Consider the following 19235-nt stretch of genomic DNA (forward strand, 5'->3'; position numbering starts at 1 on the left):
TGGTATCTGCGCCGTTACGGCGAGCACTTCTTTGCCAGTAAAACTAACCTTCCATCTTCTGTATAATTATTGCAGGTTGAAAGTGTCAACAATTTATCTCCATACGAGGCATTCAAATCCCCGTCCATTATATTCATTTTCTTCATATTTTCCAGAAAACTGCTGAAGTTTTCTTCGCTTCCTGCATTGATAAAATCATAATAACGGAATCCCTTTTCTTCCTCGGCAGGCACTTTTGCCAGACAAACCGCTATGATTTCATACTGCGCCTTCTCGTAAATCGTATTGAACTGGATCATCTTATGTTCCTGGAAGAATGCCGGATCAAGATAGTTCTTTAATTCTCCGAACATCAGACCGCTCTTCATATTATGTCCATATACAATCAGGTTGTCGTCCTGCTGTTCATAATCATTCCTGGAATCTAAAAAGATAGATCCATTGATATCTTCTTCCCCATCGTAGTTATGGGTCAGATAAAAATCACTGCTTTCCGGTACAGCCTGCATCACCGGATAGTCAATTCCTGTTCCTGGTATGCTGAGCCACCCGCAAAAATCTGAATTCTGCTGATGCAGCTGCTGGTATTCCCGCAAAACCGCCGGCCCTTCCGGCTTCTCTACGGTTTCCTGCGCCAGTTCTGCACCGTATACATTATTGTCTACTGTCCCCGACTGGGCCAGAACAGGCTCTTCTTCCTCTTCTCCGTTCAATGTTTCCAGGAATCGGGCGGAGAGCCAGTCTGACGCAGCGGAAATCTCCTGTTCATCCTTAATTCTTTCCAGTTCTCTGGTCTTTTGCTGATCGTGAAACTCACTGCCCAGAAATACCAGAAAGCATACTACTGCGCCTGTCATGCAGATGGCGCCGACCACCTGGCCAGGCGACAGGCCCTTTATCTTACGGGCCACCCGGTCAGTGAAGGTGGTTCTGGAAACGACCTTATAATCTTCTGCCACCATATCCGAGAGGTAAAGGAGATAATCATCTCCAATCGCACTTTTAAATATGATCTTTCCCTCTCGAATCAGTGAATAAAGCTTTTGGGCCACTCCAGTTTCATTGATATCCATTTTCTTGGAAATGTATCTGATTTTCTCTATGTCATCTAAAGCTTCCTGATATTTCTCATAGGAATCAAACTGAAATTTTCCAATGCAATATACTCTGCCCATGATATCAACTCCCATCCTTCCCTGCTTATTCTTTCAGCGATTCTTCGCTTATTTCTTTGCCTTTACTGACTTCACAGCGGAATAACTGCTGTAATAATTCTTTTTGTTGATCTTCTTGCATACGCGGATCTTGTAGTAATACTTCTTGCCGCCTGTTGCTTTCTTATCAGTATACGAGGTTTTCTTGGTTGTTGCAAGCTTTTTATATTTTCCTTTCTTGCTGGTGCTTCGGTAAACCTGATACTGAGTCGCTCCTTTGACCTTCTTCCACTTCACGGTCACCTGTTTCTTCTTTGTAGATTTCAGGCTGCTGATCTTAGTGGAATTAGGCGCTGTCACTGCTTTCACGCTTGTAAACGGCCCATAATAATATTGTCCGTCCTTGTTGACATAGGCTCTTACCCGGAATGTCTGTGAGGTTCCTGCGCTTAATTTGGAAACAGTTCCCTTGGTAGTTGTTGGTTTATTAACTCTTGCTGCCCGTCTGTTCTTGGAATTGTAAATCTCATATCCGCTGACCACGTCATTCTTCGTCCAGGAAATGGTGACGCTCTTATTGGTATACTTGGAAACCTTCACACCGGTAACCTCAGGAACTTTAATGCTGTAATTTATGGTCTGGGTTCCGGTATAATTTCCTTCTCCCTTAACAATCACGCTTGCCATTCCAGGCGTTGCACTGTTGACATATACTACGCTGTAATCCTTGCCGCTCTGCAGTGTGGTGCTGCCGCTGGTGACAGTGATTGGCGGATTCTGTTCTTTTCCGTTAAATATCTGATCGCTGACAGGGCTGATCTTTGCTCTTCCCAACTGCTGAGGACTGATCTTAAAGGATGCTGTTGTGCCTCCGGTATACTTGCCCTTGCCTGTAATGGTAATGACTGCGGTTCCTGCATTGATATTTTCAGAATACGCAATGTCATAATCCACTCCGCTGACCAGAAGGTTGCCGTCATCCTCTACTCTGACCGGAGGAGTAATGGCCGCGCCTGTATAGGTGTACACAGATGCAACGCCCCGGACAGAAGTTTCTGCTGACAATTCTCTTGCAATGTCAAATTTCACAACTTTTGTGCCGAAATACCAGTCTTCTGTTCCTGTAATGGTAATAGATGCTGTTCCCCGGTCTACGTTGTTGCTGTATTCCACACGGTAATCTGTTCCTTCCACCATGGCCTTCCCGCCGATGCTTACCTGCGGAACCGGCGTTACGGGACTTCCGGTATATTCCTGAGTAGGAATGGGAGCCACATCTACCAGATTCATATTTCCATGGATACGGAACTTCGTCTCAATGGTGCCTGTGTAATTACCGATACCGGTAATTGTCGCAGTTGCTTCCCCTACCATGGTATTGTTTACAGCAGTTACCCGGTAATCTGTGTTTGGTATTAAGATAACCGGATTGTTGGTTTCTTCTCCTTCCTTCAGAGCCGGCTGGAACTTAAGCTCTACGCCTGGAACAATTGGCCGGCCGCTGTACCATTGAGGCTCAATGCTGCTCAATGTCATAGCGCTGTCTATACTGCCTTCTGAACCGATGCTCTTGGGAGTAATGGTAAACTCTCTCTCCACTGCTCCCATGTCCTCAAAGGCGCCTGTGCCTGTTATAATTACTTTTGCAGTCCCTGCTTTCAGATTGTCAGTATATCTTACCTCATAGTCATTCTCATTCAGCGGGAAAGGCGTCTCTATCTGGGGCGATACCAGGCTTACCTGTACTTCTGGCATAATGGGGCTATTCGTAAATTCCTGTTCCGGAATCTCTTCTATTGTAAGAACTCCGTCAGGCGGAATAATCCGGAATGTCACTTTCTTAGTGCCTGTATAATTACCTTTACCGGCAATATCTACAGTTCCTTCGTCTGCAATCTCTGTCTCTCCTGTCTGACTGCCTTCAACTACCTGATAATCCTTCTCTGGCTCCAGGGCTTTTCCCGTTAATATCCCCGTATCCTTCACCGTAATAATCGGAATAACAGCTCCACCGCTATTGTACATCGCTACAGCAGTTGCCACAATTTCATCCTTTGTTATATCTCTTGGCTTAATGTCAAAATTGATTTTGTGAGTTCCGTCATATCCGCCTTTGCCTGTAAACGTAATCGTCGGTTGAGGCGGCTGTTCTTCCCCTTCTGCCGGAGCTTCCACTTTCATTGGAACATCTACGTTATTCTCATACTCTAAATCGTAATCTGTTCCCGGAACTAACACAACTTTCTTACTGCCATCATTATAAGACACTTCAACTTCCGGCGTCTGCGCTGCTCCATTATAAATTATGCTGTCCTGATCCTTAATCTCATAAGTAAGGGTTTCCATCTGTCTGAGAATAATATTAAACTCGAACCATCGTTCTCCTTTGTAATTCTTCCCGACACCTTCGATAAGAACTTTGGCTACCCCTTTCTCATTAACTGGGCCTATATTATTATCCCATTTTTTAATTCTGTAGTCTCCGCTAATATAAGTTCCGTTGTTATTTTCCCTGACAGGAGCCATTTTCAACTGCGGCTGATATGGGTCATACTTTTTATCCGGATCATCTGCATCTACGTTTTCCATATCTTTTTTATTATTATTATACAGATTAATTTCCGGCTTTTGTTCGTTTCCATTGTAGATATATGCATTCTTATACTCTCCAGACACTATGCTGCCTACAAATTCTATCGCAATTCCAGGATCATTTATGTCTTTTGGCACAATTGTATACTCTTTCTTAATGGAACCTTTGTAATAACCAACACCCTGTACTACAACCGTTGCTTTTGCTCCGTCTTCGGTAACTTCTATATTATTCTGACTGTATTCACTCAAGCCATACTTTTGATAGTTTTTCTCTGTAATAATTACAAAATCCTTATCCTCTCCTTCCTCGAGAATATACGCCTCATCCCGGCTTTCGGCATATATACCTGACATATCTTCAAATATTAAATCCGGATAAGTTGCCACTTTGCCATAAGGAACTTCCTCCTCATAACTTAATTCTATATATCTTCCTGGCGGAACTGGATTCGCATTATCCACCTCTGTGATACTGGCCATAATTTTAAAATGTTTATCATAAGAACCTGCGTAATTGCTTATCTCCGGAGCCTCAATATGAATCTTAGCATCACCAATCTTAACATTGTCTATATACTCAATATTGTAGTCCTGACCTTCTACCAACTCTGTAAAGTTTACACCATCGCCACTCCACTTAATAGCGAGAGCATCATTCTTTTCCGGATTTGCAATTCCTTTGCCTTCTTTTGGAAAAGTAATAAATGTTCTGGTATAATCGCATTCCCACTCTCCTTTATCATTTTCAGTACCTATGTAACCATTAGGATCTGCTATTTGGTCTTTATCCAATATTGTGCCCTTGTCTGCAATTCTGCTATTTGTAATTGGAAATGCTGCCGTGTCAATCTTCTCTTCTAACGGACGAGGCGTTATTTTAAAATTCTGAGAAACTTTTCCGCAATAATTGCCATCATACTTCTGCTGAGCATCCCTTCTAGCCTCCACAGTAAAAATCGGATGCAGCCGTTTTCCACTCATATCAGCATTTTCAAACGTCCAAACATTCAGATTATTCTCAGCCCAGATGCGATAATCATAGTCCCCTGAAGGCTCTGTCTCACCAGTCTGCTTTTCACCATCCAACTGAACCTGTTTGCAGAAAATCGCCGGTTCCGGAGTAATATAGGTTTCATTGTACTCATAGCCTGCTTGCAGATTCTCAATCTTCCACGGATATTCTTCTGAATCATCAGGAGTCTCCGCTGTGTCCGGAATATCCGGAGTGTCTGGAACATCCGAGTCCTCTGGTACAATTAAATCTTCCGGTCGAATTGTAGCCAGATCTCTCTGATAAATCTTAAAGCCTTCCGCCTTTGTTCCATAAGTAGCTCCTGTATACTTCCCTGCCTCATCTTGTTTGGCACTAACAGTCGCTTGCCCAAAGTTATTTCCTTCTGGATCGAGAGCTGATTCTGCTTCTTTTCCTGGATACGGATGTGTTGCGCTTTCATTATTAGTGTAAGCAACTGTATAGGTATCTGCTTCCAACGCTTCGGGTTCCTGTTCTACACCAGCTATTTCCTGTGTATACCACACTGTTACCTCTGGTCTGTTAGCAGCTTCCTCCCCTTCATTTGCCGGGGTAAACGTACAATCTTTTACTTTAACCTCTGTGTGTGTTCCGCCCAAATCCGCCAGTATCTGGAAATCTTCTCTTATTTCGCCATCAAAGTTTCCCATTCCATGAACAACTAATGTTGCGGTACCAGGTTTCGTATTATTTTCATATGTTACGTAGTAATCTTGACCTAACACCAGATCTACCGGAGTTTGCGCTGCATTTTCCATATTAACCGGAGTGAATGTTATCTTCAGCTTACTGGGGTCCCAGATGACATTATCTGTCTTTTCACCATTTTGACCCAATTCCATCATTGCATTTCCCGTATAAGCAGAAGCATATTCATCTGGATATTTTATTTGATCCAGTACAACATAGCCAGCCTCTGTGCCCGTAATGTTTACTCTTGTGTCAGCATCCGGATCTTCTTTAAACACATATGGCGATATCGTATAATCTTTTTCTGTATAACCCTTATAATTGGTATTACCTGTAATGCGGACTTTGTAATCTCCAACTCCAAACAGACTGGCATCACTCGTATCCACTATCTCAGTAGGCGTTTGATCCTCTCCATTACAATCATAATAACTTAAATCATAACCGGTACTCGTTTCTACCGGATTACCTGAATGAGTAATCTCAGGCTCTGGCGTAATGGGGCAGCCTGAATATATATAATCTTCAGTCATATCAATCAGGAAGTTTGCAGCTTCCAAGTCAGCGTCTGTTTTGCCACTTAAATCAAATTCTTTCACATCGAATGTTTCATCTGCAAAGCCTGTAAACATCCATGTATCATCGGTATCCTCTCCGGTGATTCTTGCCGTCGGACTGCTCCCAACTGTTGTGATTCCAGCATCTGTATTGGTCACTGAAAAGTGTTTGCCGATTGTTAATGGTTTCTCCTGCGCATCAGAACCATTACCTACCAAAAATGTAACCTTTACATCCTCAGGTACGATATTCGCATTCGTATATTCCTGAGGTTCAATTACAATTTTTGTCCTTTTATTCGGGCTTGAACCGTTCCAATCACTCAGATCTCCTTTAATTGCAAAATATACATCTTTCTTGCCTTTGTAATTTCCAGTATCAGAAGCAGAAATCGTCATACATGCCTTTCCAATTTCCTGATTTGCAGAATAAGTGACGACTATATCTTCCTCTTTTATATCTGTTTCATTTTCACCGATTATCCTGGTAATCTCTAAATCATAAATACTCAGATCAATCTTATCGCCTGTATATATATAATAATTCTTTTTCCATTCTTTACTTAAAAGATCATAACGTACAGTAGTATCCTTTTCAGATTCAGCAGTTACATGCAAGGTAGACAGATTGCTCAAATCACAAGCTTTTATTACAAACTCTGCTGACAATGTTCCTGTGAAATTCTCTATCCCTGTAATTGTAATCTTGGCTTTGCCGCTAGAAGCGCTGCCGCTGACTTCTATATTATTGGCATAGCCAACTGTATATCCCTCTGCTGGATCTATCTTTTTACCTCCCCTTTTACGGGTAAGTTCAACTGTTGGTGTAATTGGTTCCCCTGTATAAATCTGTTCAGGAATAGAGCTTACGGTTATTTCAGTATCCTTCAACTCCCGCTGCACAATCGTAAATGACCTATCGTAATTTGTATTCTCTCCTTTATAATTACCTATTCCTTTTATATGCATGGTAATCTGGTCATCTGCCACTTTATTATGGTCTGATAAATCACCATTCCTGTCCTTATATTCTATCTTATAATCTACATTTTCCTTTAAAGTATATCCATCCATAGTAACTGTAAATTTGTCTGGAACAACAGCTTCTCCCCAATTATATGGTAATTCATTGGGAACCTCAGAAACAGATACATTTGTTCCGCTGAATATATCCTTTTGCAGAATGTTATAATCTAGCGAAGCAGTACTGTTTTTAAAATTATTCAAACCGGATATATTTACTGCTCCTGGCCCTACACCAGTCATAGGTTTATATCCCGTAATACTGTAATCACTCCCTGGAACCATTGGCACCCTAACATTATTTTTATCCAAATATACAAGCGTTACATTAGGATTAGGTATTCCTGCCGGACTATAAGTAACATCTGTCACTTCTGCTCGCACAGTCGAACCTGCCCCCGTCAAAGGCATAGGATCTACTGTGATTTTTTTATCTTTCGGCTCTCCTCTCAATTTGCCGGTTTTAGTCGGTGTAACAGTAATCCAATACTCTCCGGCATTTTTTCCGGTTTGACTAGTGGTTCCTGCCTTTTTAGAAACCGTATAATCCGTGCCTAGTGCATATTCACTTCCTTTATTTCCCACTCTTATCCAGTTTTGGGGGTTCCTTATTATCTGTTCCAACCATTCTGTAGTCCCGTCAAACATCATTTTAGGATTTTCTATATCATTATTCTCAATGTGAATCATATCCTCTGTCAGTTCTGGAACCGTGATAGTAACAGGGACTTTTATCTCACCTGAATAATATTTATTGTGTGTCCCAGTAGACGCTTTCGTAATCTTTGCCGTCCATTCAATATCGCCACCGCCTTGTGATAATTTACTTTCCCAACCGGTCTCAACCTCTATTTGAATCACTTCTTCAGGAGTATTCCTCAACAAATTTTGAATCTCTGTACTTGCATTTGCATCAAAAAATCCAACATCCGTTAAATTAATTGTTGCTTCCGTTTCGCTGACGAGACTTGCCTTTATACCACTGTTATATGTTATGCCGTCCCTCGTATTATTTTCCGGATTCATATTCCTTCTTATATAAAATCCTACATCCGTTCTATTTGTCTCTAACCCTTTGTATATTCCCGAGATTATCTTAACATTTACTATAACATCACCTACATAGGGCTGATTGCGATTCGGATTATATACTACTTCATAGTCTTTTGGATCTAATTGCTGATTTTCATATGATACTTGTATTTGCGAACCCTTTTTAAGGGTTAATTTCTCTCCGGTATATATTTTATAAAATCCTGTCGAATCATTGCCATATAGTTCTCCGGTCTCACTATCTTTTCCCGCAGTCAATGTAATATTTATCTTATCGGCCATCATTTCTGTAAGGGTAAATTCTTTGATAATACCATCGCTTCCCGTTCGATAATTGCCTATCCCCTTAATAATCGCCTTTCCTTTCGTGTTCGGAAGATAATTATCATCGTAGTCCACAGTATAATCTGTACCTTTTCTTAATTTCCCACCATTTGAAGAAATAGCCGGATCCTTTACAGTACTATCAATTACAGTCACTTCAGGTTCAACATTATCGCCTGTCTGCACCATACAAGGCTCTATCGGTGATATCATACTATCTGTTATCTCTCTTTTTCCAATGCTAAAATAGCCTGTTTGACTTCCCGCATATCCCTTACCTTCAACTGCACGCACTGTTACTGTGGCGTTCTGAGTGCCTGAATTAAGATTTTCACCATATGATTCTATCTCATAAGCTGTATCATCCGTTAATAATTGGCGGTCTCCAACTGCATCAGAATAATACACTTTAAGATTATCTTTTGCTGGCTGCTGCTGTGAACCATCATAGATATATGTTCCCTCTACTTCCACACTGTGTAACTGCAACGGAGCATCTTCTGCATGCACCGTAAACCCGGACAAATCCACCATCCCGGCTATCATACAGACGCTCAGCAACAACGCCATGATCCTCTTCCCAATATCCTTATACATCGCTCATTCCTCCTTGCTTCATCCCACATGCATATTTCGTTCTATCTATATCTATATTATTAATTTTTTTCGGCAATTTTGCCTGTTTCGTTAACCATTTTCACTGTTTTTTCATGATTTCCCTGGATTTTCCTTATAAATGCCGTAAAGAATACGAAGAACCACATCCGGAACAGCTTTATCTTTTGTAGTAGTGGTAGAACCGTAGCCTGACTGTTCCGGATGTAATACTCCGTTTAGAAATTATAACACATATTTCGCAAGAAAGCTATTTTTTTACGAATTTCTTTTATAATTTTTTTAGATTCCCGGAAATTTATGCAGCGTCCTGAAAAATGCAGTACTTTTTGCCTGTATTTTCCATCTTACACTGAAAATCTGCTTTGACAACCAACTGTCTCTATGATACGATAGGGCAAACGAAGTTTCTATTACATTTCTGGCAGACTTTCATCTGCATCACAACGCGGGCTTCCCGCTGAAACCTTGTTTTATTATTTACATCTCCCGCCGGCATTTGTTTTTATCCCGGAAATTTTTCATGCTTTTGCCTGCTGTTATTTTGTGCTATACTACAAGAAAGGAATCTATATGAAAGATACGAAAATCCAATGGCATCCCGGTTTTGTGGCCGCCATGAACCTGGAGCTGCGGGAGGACAGGGAGAACCTGACTTTTCACAAGGAACACAATCTGAACACGAAGCCCCTGTCCATTGACTTGTTAATTATTCAGAAGAACGTCTCTGCTGCCGTCTCCAACGAAATCGGAAAATTGTTCCGGGGACATAACATTATGGAATACAAATCTCCGGGAGACGCTCTGGACATTGACGTCTATTACAAGACCATGGCCTATGCCGCCCTTTATAAATCCGGCGGAAGGACGGTGGATTCCATTAAGGCCCATGATATCACGGTCTCCCTTGTCCGGGATGCCAGGCCCCGGAAATTATTCCGGCATTTCAGAGTCCAGGGGTGTTCCATCACAAAGCCATATGCCGGAATCTACTATATCGAGGGCACCGTCCCCTTCCCCACACAGGTGCTTGTCACCCAGGAATTAGATCCGAACGCTCATGCATGGCTCTGCGCACTTTCCAGGAAAGTGACGGAACCCACTGCCCAACGATTACTGACACTGACGAAAAACCTTACGGAAGCCGGGGACCGGAACTTTGCCGATTCTGTGCTGACGGTCATGCTGAAAGCCAATAAACAGATGATAGAACATTGGAAAGGAGCTGAGAATATGTTTGATATTTTAATGGAGATTATGGAGCCTCAGATAGAGGCGATGCTGAAAGAGGAACGGGAGAAGGCTATTATGATTGGAGAGCAGAGAGGCATTCACATTGGAGAGCAGAATGGTATCCAAATCGGAGAACAAATGGGCATTCATATCGGAGAACAAGCTGGTGAACAGCGGGGCATTCAGACCGGCAAAATACAAGGCGCCATCGACACGCTTCGGGAATTCGGACACCCGGAGTCTGACATTAAAGCCAGAATTATTAAAAAATACAATCTCTCCCCGTCAGAAGCAGAGGACTATTTATCCAGAACTATTGCATCAGAACAGTCTCCCCAGTAAATGCAGCACAAGTGATGATCACTTTTCAAATATCTGCTCCAGCAGATTATTCTCGTAAAGCAGCTCCAAAAAGGGATTTTTCCGGATCTCATTCATCATTTGACTGCCCCATTCGCTCCCCTGGCACAGGGTAATGACCAAAAAGAAAATCCAGACTATTACAAGCCCTTCTAACAGTCCCACGGCCAGACCGCCTGCATGATTGATGGTATCAATTCCCGGCAGCTTTGCAATAATATCCAGAACATGGATCAAAACCCCAAGCAAAATGCTAATCAGAATGAATACCAGAATCCATGCAATTCTTTCCACCACAGCGTCTGCTGCCTGTTCTGCAATCCACTCATAGCCTTTGCTGTTTTCCTGAATCATTTCGTACAGCGGCGTTTGTTTTTTCAGAAATTCTGCAGCATATGGCGTTGCAAAAGATGACAGAATAATTGTTACAAAAACTGCCGCCAGAGAGAATACAACTCTCACCATCCCCCGTATATAGCCGTGCAGCCCAAACCCTCCCACAACTACAAGCACTGTTATTAATAAAATATCCATATTTTCTGCACTCCTGTTTCAGCACGTTCTTTTGTGTCTTTTATCCAGCCTGTTTCAGCATGTACTTTGTATCTTTTCTCCGGCCTATTTCAGCCTTACTTTCTGAGTTTCTTTGTCCAAGAGGAAAACGTAATCTCTGATTTTGCCGGCAGACATAATTTTCCAGATATTTTTCTCGAAATTGGAATGATATTTCTGAACGCCCCGCAAAGTAAATATTGCGCATTCCAGATTATTGCGAAGATAGATCTCATCGTTTTCCAGAAATCCGATTTCTTCATATTCCATCCGAAATTCCTGGGAAAGTACTTCTGCTCCGCGTAAATCATATATTTTCATCTGATAAGTCTGCTCTTTATTCTCATTGTCAAAGACGAATCCATAGTAAGCGTCATTATAAAATATGCTTCGGATTTCTTTTTCCACTTCCATCTCTTTCTTAACTTTTGGTTTCTGGGCGCCTTCAAAAATCACTGTTTTCCTGCTCCCAAAGGCCACCATCACGTCATTTGTCAGAAATTCCACTTTGGGAACCACAACATCAGAATAGGAATACTGTCCTACAATATTGTCAATCTCATTCTGCCCCACTGTGTCAAAATTAAAAAATGTTACAGTGGTTTTCACATTTCCCTCATTTACATCCAGCAGAGAAACCGCCAGTTTCCTGCCGTCATTGGAAATGGCAAGATCCAATGGATAACCGCTGTTTTCTGTATGTACTTCTCCTTCTGCCAGAAAAGTTCCTGATTTATCATAGACCTGAATGTATCCGGTTCCCTCCTGCTCCATCAGGACAGCCACTGTTCCCTGATTTGCCACCTGAATCCGCTGAATGGGCATGGCGGTCTTAATCTCTCCGCAGGGTCCGGAAATATCCATAATATAAATGGTATCTCCTTTTCTGTCAGCGATTACCACATAATTTTCACAGGAATCCGTCATAGGCGACTGCATTTCATAAGTCTGATTCCAGATGGTCTTATTGTCCGCATCCACAAGGGAGGCTCCGTCGCTGCTGTATTTCAGGATATTTCCATGAAAAACGTCAAACTGTGTACCCGGAGAATCTTCCCGTTTCACAGATTTTATAATATCATAATCTGAATATGTTCTGGTCTGCAGGTAGATATAAATTCCTGCAATTGTCAGCAGTGATGCAATCGCCGCAAAAGCCGCCCAGCTTAAGATTTTTCTCCGATGTTTGCGGATTTTTTCGTTCATTCCCTTTACATCTGACTTTACCCCTACATCCGATTTTACCACCCGGTATGCTTTATCTGCCAAAACTACACCTCCGTGTGCAAGCTCGTTTTCTTGAGTCTGTTCCTATCATATCACAATCCGATGCCCGATGCACACCTTTTAGAAAATAAAATAGAAGCACAGTGGGAAAACCGCAGCAGAAAAGACAGCTCGCTACGGCAGCAGCAGTTTCTGGCCGGCATAAATCTTGTCCCCATCTTCAATGCCATTGGCTTCACATACTTTTTTCATCATATCACGGCTATGGTAAATATTAATGCAGATAGAAGCCAGGGTATCTCCCGGCTGAACTGTATAGTAACGGGGCTGTTCTGCAGAAGTCTCCTGGGATTTGTTTTCCTCACCGCCTGAGTTCTCTGCGGCTTCTCCCGGCTGTGGGCTGCCTGCATTTCCCTGAGTTCCTTCCGACTGTCCGCTTCCTGTATTTCCCTGGGCTCCTTCCGGCTGTCCGCTCGCATTCCCCTGAGTTCCTTCCGGCTGTCCGTTTCCTGTATTCCCCTGGGCTCCTTCCGGCTGTGCACCTCCTGCGTTCCCCTGGGTTCCTTCCAGCTGTCCGCTGTCGGGATTTCCTGAAGGTTCTTCGGACTGCGCACCTTTTGTATCCGGAGTTGTTCCCTGGGGCTGTCCGTCCGGGGAAGCTGCTGCCTGATCAGTCTGTGCATTGCCCTGCTCTTTTCCGTCTCCGGCCTGCTGCCCTTCTTCCAAAGGCTTCACCTGGGATTCCACACTTTCCACTACCACGCCGTCCTGATTTTCTGAACGTTTCTGGGCGGATTCCCCGCTTCGCATCACATGAAGCACGTCCTCCACTTCCTGCATCTTCCGGTAATTGTTAATGGTGGTAATCCCCAGCACACAGACTGCCACCAGGAAAAAAGAAGATGCCGTATAGAGAAATCTCCGGTTCTGCCGCTCTACCTGCCTTCCATGTCTGGTAACCATCATGTTCCGATAGGATTCTAAAGCTTCCTCCGCCTGGGTTTTCGGTTCTTCCAAATTGCTTCTGGCAAAAATTTTTTCCTGACTGCCTGTATCTGCTTTCAGCTGACTGCCGCTATCTGCTCTCAGCTCCCTGCGCAATTTCCGGAATTCTTCCAGTTTAAGCTGAGTATTCCTCTGTTCTGAATCACCCGTTTCCCCATGAGGGCTGCCCTGTTTTAAATGATGCATTCCTGCATACAGCCTCTCCGTTCCCGAATCACCCGTTTCTCCATAGGGTCTCTCCTGTTTTGTATCCCCAGGCTCCGCGCCCGGTTTTTTCCGCTTTCCATCGCTGATTTCTGTCTGGGAGTTTCCTGCTTCCAAATCTTGCATTTCTGCCGGTGTGTGTCCGCTTTTTGCTTCGGAAACTTCTGTCTGGGAATGTTCCGTACGGTTCTTTTCTGTCTGGGAATGTTTCGTACGGTTTTCTTCTGTCTGGGAATGTTTCGTACGGTTTTCTTCTGTCTGGGAATGTTCCGTACGGTTTTCTTCTGTCTGGGAATGTTCCGTACGGCTTTCTTCTTCAGCCGCAAGTTCTCCCAATCGCTGCTCCTCGTCTTTTTTATGAATCATATATTCCTGCATGGGAATATTTTTTTCATAATAAATATAATAGCCTTCGCGTTTCTGCAGATAGCCCTGGTCATAGATAAAGAAAATTTCTTCTTCCTCCAACACATCCATCAGCATCAGCACCTTATCCCTGCCGGAAAAATACTTCCGGTGGGCCGCTTCCACCGCCGGGGACAATTCCAATGCCTGTCCTGCTTTTCCCAGAAACCATCCAACAATTTCCCGATCCGGAAAATACTTTTTCTGCTCCCTTTCCAGGTTTTTCCAAAAACTGTCATCCAGGCAGATCTTGTCCCACTGAAAGATCCCGCTGCCGCATTCCAGCGCTCCGTTGACAAAGGTATACCGGATATCCTTCGCCATCCGGCTTTTACCCAAAAACACCGCAGCACAGGATTCTTTCTTCCCTGCAACGGCTTTCAGATAAGTATACACATAATCTTCTATGTAAATTTTATGTCTTCCTCCGGGACTTCCAACCTGACGAATGTTCCTGGGCAGACTTATGTTTCCTTCTTTTTTCTCTTCCTGTAATCCGTCCTTGCAAACAATTTCTATCATGCTTTCACCTCTTTTTTCCACATGGTAGCATATAATGTCTGCAATTTTTGGAAATCCCTGTCATGCCTGCGAAAAATATTTCGACGGAATTCTACAATTCTGTTCTTCCCTCCAGCGCCCTGTACAGTGTCATTTCATCAATATATTCCAAATCGCCGCCTACCGGAACGCCGCTGGCAATTCTGGACACTTTGATTCCCGTGGGCTTTATCAGCTTACTGATATACATGGCCGTAGTCTCTCCCTCCAGACTGGAATTGGTGGCGATAATTACCTCGTCCACCTCTTCCTGAAGGCGCTGCATCAGCTCTTTCAGACGAATGTCCCCGGGGCCAATGCCCAGCATGGGAGAAATTGCCCCATGGAGCACATGATACACTCCTTCGTATTTATTTGTCTTTTCATAAGCCGCCAAATCCCTGGTGTCTTCCACCACCATAATCGTTTTGTGATCCCGGCTTTCATTTCTGCAGATGGGGCACTGTTCTTCATCGGTAAGGGTAAAACATGTTCTGCAGTATCTCACTTTTTTCCTGGATTCTATGATGGCAGAGGAAAGTTCTTCCACCTGCTCCACCGGCATATTCAGAATATGAAAAGCAAGCCGCTGCGCCGACTTGCTTCCAATTCCAGGCAGAGAAGATAACTCCTCAATCAGTTTACTTATCTGACTGCTGTAATAATCCACTTTGCATCCTCCTGTTTAAAATAGGAAATTGCCGCTTTTGCCCTGCAAACATGCAAATACAGCCTCCCTCTTAAAATGGGGAAATTGCCGCTTTTGCCCTGCAAGCCTGCCAATGCGGCTTCCCTCTTAAAATGGGAATCCGCTGCCCATTCCGCCAAGTCCTCCGGTAATTTTGGACATGGACTGCTGAGACGCTTCTTCTATCTGGCGGAGAGCCTCATTGGTGGCCGCCATAATCAAATCCTCCAGCATTTCAATATCGTCGGGATCTACCACTTCTTCTGCAAGCTTTACTCTGGTCACTTCCTTCTTACCGGTAATGGTTACTTCTACTGCTCCGCCGCCTGCAGTGGCCGTAATCTCTTTTTCCTCCAGTTCTTTGGTTGCTTCCTCCATCTGCTTCTGCATTTTCTGAGCCTGCTTCATAAGGTTATTCATATTGCCGGGCATTCCTCCCGGAAATCCGCCGCGCTTTGCCATGGATATTTTCTCCTTTCTATCCTGCTGTTATTCTTCCTCATCTTCGATGGTTATTTCCATATTTATGATTTTCCCAAGATCCACATAAGAAGATTCAAAGGGCTGCCCGGTTTCGTTTAACTGGACTTTGATTTCCACTTCTTTGCCGGTTTTGTCTGCTATGGCCTCTTTCAGCTCCTGAATATGGGCCTGGGAGTTTACAAACGCCTCCGCCACCTCATCTTCCAGTACAATCAACAGCTGACTCCCGCCTGCTAAACTCAGACGCGCCGATTTCAGATAGCTTTTCAATACGCCGGACAAATCTTCAATAATGGAACGCCAGTTTTTCACCGCCTGCTGAACATCCTCCGGTACGGCTTTGGGCAGCTGCTTTTTCGGCTGCGGTTCTTCTGCCGGCCGCTCTTTAGAATGGATTTGGGCAGCGGTTTCTTCCGTTATCCCGGAGACAAATCCCTGCTCCATTTTCTCTTCCAACTGGGCAATCCGTTGGATTAAGGAACTAAAGTCCCGTTCCATCTGGGGTCTGCACAGTTTTATCAGCGCTATTTCTATCATAACGCGTTTCTGCACCGCATACCGTATCTGATTGGACAGTTCCGAAAAAATCCGGATGTAGCGCATGAACTGTTCCCCTTCTGCCATCTGCGCTTCTTCCTTCAGCAGCAAAAGGTTCTCACTGGAAATATCCAACACGTCTTCCATATTATCAGAACTTTGCAGTAAAAGCAAATTTCTCAGATACCAGGTAAAATCTGTCACAAACTGTCCCGGCTCCCGTCCCTGTATCATCAGTTCTTCCAGAAGGGAAATTGCGCCTGTCACGTCCTTTGCCAATATTTTTCTGAGCATCTTTGAAAACAGTTCTGTGTCCACAGCCCCCAGCACTTCCAATACGCGGTCATAGGTCAGTTTTTCCCCCAGATAGAAAGCAATGCACTGATCCAGAAGGCTCAGGGCGTCTCGCATGGAACCGTCCGCTGCCCTGGCAAGATAGCGGATGGCCTTAGGCTCTGCATCCACCTGCTCTATCTTCGTCAGCTCTGTCAAACGTTCTGAAATAGCCTCAATGGTAATTCTGCGGAAATCATACCGCTGACACCTGGAAAGTATGGTTATGGGAATTTTATGGGCTTCCGTTGTAGCCAGAATAAAAATCACATAGGAGGGCGGCTCCTCTAAGGTTTTCAGCAGCGCATTGAAAGCTCCTATGGACAGCATATGAACTTCATCAATAATATAGACTTTATATTTGCCTTCTGCCGGAGAATAAGCCACTTCCTCACGGATTTCGCGGATATTATCCACACCGTTATTAGAAGCGGCGTCTATCTCAATCACATTCATGGAATTGCCTGCGGCAATGGCTTTGCAGGAAGCGCACTGGCCGCAGGGACTTCCCCCGGCGGGATTCTCGCAATTGACTGCCTTAGCAAAGATTTTGGCTATGGTAGTCTTGCCGGTTCCCCTGGTTCCGCAGAACAGATAGGCATGTCCGATCCTGCCTGCCTGAATCTGGTTCTTTAACGTTGTAACAATATGCTCCTGCCCCCGGACATCTTCAAATTCCCGGGGACGGAACTTACGGTATAACGCTGTATATGACATATTTAATCCCCAAAGCTGATGCCGATTAATTTTGCTTCTTTTATAATCTTGGAATTGGGCTCTACCATTTTTAACTTGCCGGCCACATCTTCTAAGGGCACTTTCTTTGTATTTCCATTGACCATGCCCACCATATAGCCGTAATCTTCTTTCAGAATCAGATTTGCCGCTGCCGCTCCCAGTCTGGTGCAGAGCACACGGTCATAAGGACAGGGGCTTCCGCCTCTTTGGGTATGGCCCGGAACAGTCACCCGCACTTCGCTTCCGATCTTTTCTTCAATCCGCGCTGCCACCTCATAGGAAACAGAAGGATATTTCCTGTTTTTCATCTTTTCTTTCAAATCTTTTTTGGACAGCTTGGCGTCTTCTTTGGAGATGGCTCCTTCTGCAACTGCCAGAATCGTAAATCCTTTTCCTGCTTTATTTCTTCCTGCAATGGCAGATACCACTTTGTTGATATCATAAGGAATCTCCGGAAGCAGAATAATGTCGGCCCCGCCTGCAATTCCTGCATACAGTGTCAGCCACCCTACCTTATGGCCCATAACCTCCACGATAAATACGCGGTTATGGGAAGCGGCTGTAGTATGGATACAGTCAATGGCGTCTGTTGCAATATTTATGGCGCTCTGAAATCCAAATGTTACGTCTGTGCCGAAGATATCATTGTCAATAGTTTTAGGAAGATGGATGATATTTAAGCCTTCCTCCCTGAGAAGGTTTGCAGTTTTCTGGGTTCCGTTTCCGCCCAGAATTACCAGGCAGTCCAGACGCAGCTTGTAATACGTCTGCTTCATTGCTTCTACCTTGTCCAGTCCCTTCTCATCCGGCACCCGCATCATCTTAAACGGCTGTCTGGACGTTCCCAGAATCGTGCCGCCCTTTGTAAGAATTCCGGAAAAATCAGAACCGGTGAGCAGACGGTAATTTCCGTATATCAGACCTTTATACCCTTCATAAAAACCGTATACTTCCAAATCTTCTACGTTCTTGCTTAACCCTTTTACCACACCGCGCATTGCCGCATTTAATGCCTGGCAGTCGCCGCCGCTTGTGAGCATTCCAATTCTTTTCATTGTTTCCTCCACATCCTTTACAATCATCTGAATCTTTACTTTGCCTACCAAAATATTATAGATCATAATTTTCCCTATCACAAGATTTTTCTTCCGAATTCCGGTTGCATTTCTGAAAAAATCTGTTATAATTGTATCGTCATGGAGGAGTACCCAAGCGGCTGAAGGGTCTGGCTTCGAACACCAGTAGGTCGGTAGTCCCGGCGCGGGGGTTCAAATCCCCCCTCCTCCGTTCTTAAAAACACCGAAATATCAATTTTTTTTATTTTTATGACAAATTACGTGACAAATTTTATAAATATTGAAATGGGGCTGTCGCTTTAACGAATAAAAATTCGTGAAGAGGCAGCTTCATTTTTCTTGCTTTTATTGCGAAACTGCATATCCTGTTTGAAATCCCCAAAAGAGCCTTCCGTCTGAATGGTCCGGTTCATCCTGTAAACAATGCCTTCATCTGAAAGGATCTGTTCCAAACCTTCCTGTCTGTATTTTAGAAATGTTCTGGCAACCTGAAGTGTTTTCGTCCTTTCTTCCAACGGCGTTTTACAATTATTGCCCTTAATACATTCAGCTTTATAGGGGCATCCGTTGCAGTCCTCGCATTTGTAAATCGTTTTTTCACTTACATAACCTGTTTTGCTTTTGGAATGCCTGATATGGTCTGCCATCAGCCTTTTTCCATTCCGGCAGATATACAGATCCGATTCCGCGTCATACTCCATATTTTCTATTACTATGAAACAGAATCTTGCGGGAGGATAAAAAAGCGCAAACTACCCCTATAACAAGATTTTGCTTCAAAAATTATGATTAAGCTGGCTGTGTCTCCAT

General features: G+C 43.7%; 10 protein-coding genes, 1 tRNA gene and 1 pseudogene. 2 read left to right on the plus strand and 10 right to left on the minus strand.

Going from position 1 to position 19235, the window contains the following annotated elements:
- Positions 1-14 precede the first annotated feature (14 nt).
- A complete protein-coding gene (gene srtB / locus ACTO17_RS10185) occupies positions 15-1175 on the minus strand; it encodes a class B sortase (RefSeq protein WP_482557855.1) in 1161 nt (386 codons plus the stop codon).
- A 48-nt stretch (positions 1176-1223) separates the two neighbouring features.
- Positions 1224-8903: a fibronectin type III domain-containing protein gene (locus ACTO17_RS10190; protein ID WP_482557856.1), complete on the minus strand. Its 7680-nt coding sequence runs from the start codon at positions 8901-8903 to the stop codon at positions 1224-1226.
- 714 nt (positions 8904-9617) lie between these two features.
- Between ACTO17_RS10190 and ACTO17_RS10195 the strand changes: the two genes are divergently transcribed.
- A complete protein-coding gene (locus tag ACTO17_RS10195; RefSeq protein WP_482557857.1) occupies positions 9618-10619 on the plus strand; it encodes a hypothetical protein in 1002 nt (333 codons plus the stop codon).
- An 18-nt stretch (positions 10620-10637) separates the two neighbouring features.
- Here ACTO17_RS10195 and ACTO17_RS10200 read toward each other — a convergent pair whose 3' ends face one another.
- From ACTO17_RS10200 to ACTO17_RS10230, 7 genes are all read right to left on the minus strand, one after another.
- Entirely contained in the window at positions 10638-11171 is a 534-nt protein-coding gene (locus tag ACTO17_RS10200) for a CvpA family protein (RefSeq protein WP_172538265.1), read from the minus strand.
- Positions 11172-11255: 84 nt separating this feature from the next.
- On the minus strand, positions 11256-12458 hold the full coding sequence (locus tag ACTO17_RS10205) for a DUF5711 family protein (protein WP_172538264.1): 1203 nt from the start codon (positions 12456-12458) through the stop codon (positions 11256-11258).
- Between the two features lie 132 nt (positions 12459-12590).
- Entirely contained in the window at positions 12591-14552 is a 1962-nt protein-coding gene (locus tag ACTO17_RS10210) for a LysM peptidoglycan-binding domain-containing protein (protein WP_482557858.1), read from the minus strand.
- Positions 14553-14643: 91 nt separating this feature from the next.
- Positions 14644-15240, minus strand: a complete 597-nt coding sequence (gene recR / locus ACTO17_RS10215) for a recombination mediator RecR (RefSeq protein ID WP_172538262.1) — start codon at positions 15238-15240, stop codon at positions 14644-14646.
- Between the two features lie 126 nt (positions 15241-15366).
- Complete coding sequence (locus tag ACTO17_RS10220; RefSeq protein WP_172538260.1) at positions 15367-15720, minus strand: YbaB/EbfC family nucleoid-associated protein; 354 nt, start codon at positions 15718-15720, stop codon at positions 15367-15369.
- 27 nt (positions 15721-15747) lie between these two features.
- A complete protein-coding gene (gene dnaX, locus ACTO17_RS10225) occupies positions 15748-17328 on the minus strand; it encodes a DNA polymerase III subunit gamma/tau (RefSeq protein WP_482557859.1) in 1581 nt (526 codons plus the stop codon).
- A gap of 2 nt (positions 17329-17330) precedes the next feature.
- Complete coding sequence (locus tag ACTO17_RS10230) at positions 17331-18404, minus strand: 6-phosphofructokinase (RefSeq protein ID WP_172538268.1); 1074 nt, start codon at positions 18402-18404, stop codon at positions 17331-17333.
- Between the two features lie 143 nt (positions 18405-18547).
- Between ACTO17_RS10230 and ACTO17_RS10235 the strand changes: the two genes are divergently transcribed.
- Positions 18548-18636, plus strand: a tRNA-Ser gene (locus ACTO17_RS10235).
- A gap of 115 nt (positions 18637-18751) precedes the next feature.
- Here ACTO17_RS10235 and ACTO17_RS10240 read toward each other — a convergent pair.
- Positions 18752-19135, minus strand: a pseudogene (locus ACTO17_RS10240) (transposase); the annotation flags it as partial.
- Positions 19136-19235: the final 100 nt, after the last annotated feature.

Source organism: Petralouisia sp., from assembly GCF_056822245.1.

What these genes read in the sequence shown, in the direction of transcription:
- ACTO17_RS10195 (WP_482557857.1), top strand. Translation starts at nt 9,618, where the DNA reads ATGAAAGATACGAAAATCCAATGGCATCCCGGTTTTGTGGCCGCCATG.
- ACTO17_RS10230 (WP_172538268.1), bottom strand. Translation starts at nt 18,404, where the DNA reads ATGAAAAGAATTGGAATGCTCACAAGCGGCGGCGACTGCCAGGCATTA.
- srtB (WP_482557855.1), bottom strand. Translation starts at nt 1,175, where the DNA reads ATGGGCAGAGTATATTGCATTGGAAAATTTCAGTTTGATTCCTATGAG.
- dnaX (WP_482557859.1), bottom strand. Translation starts at nt 17,328, where the DNA reads ATGTCATATACAGCGTTATACCGTAAGTTCCGTCCCCGGGAATTTGAA.
- ACTO17_RS10220 (WP_172538260.1), bottom strand. Translation starts at nt 15,720, where the DNA reads ATGGCAAAGCGCGGCGGATTTCCGGGAGGAATGCCCGGCAATATGAAT.
- ACTO17_RS10210 (WP_482557858.1), bottom strand. Translation starts at nt 14,552, where the DNA reads ATGATAGAAATTGTTTGCAAGGACGGATTACAGGAAGAGAAAAAAGAA.
- ACTO17_RS10200 (WP_172538265.1), bottom strand. Translation starts at nt 11,171, where the DNA reads ATGGATATTTTATTAATAACAGTGCTTGTAGTTGTGGGAGGGTTTGGG.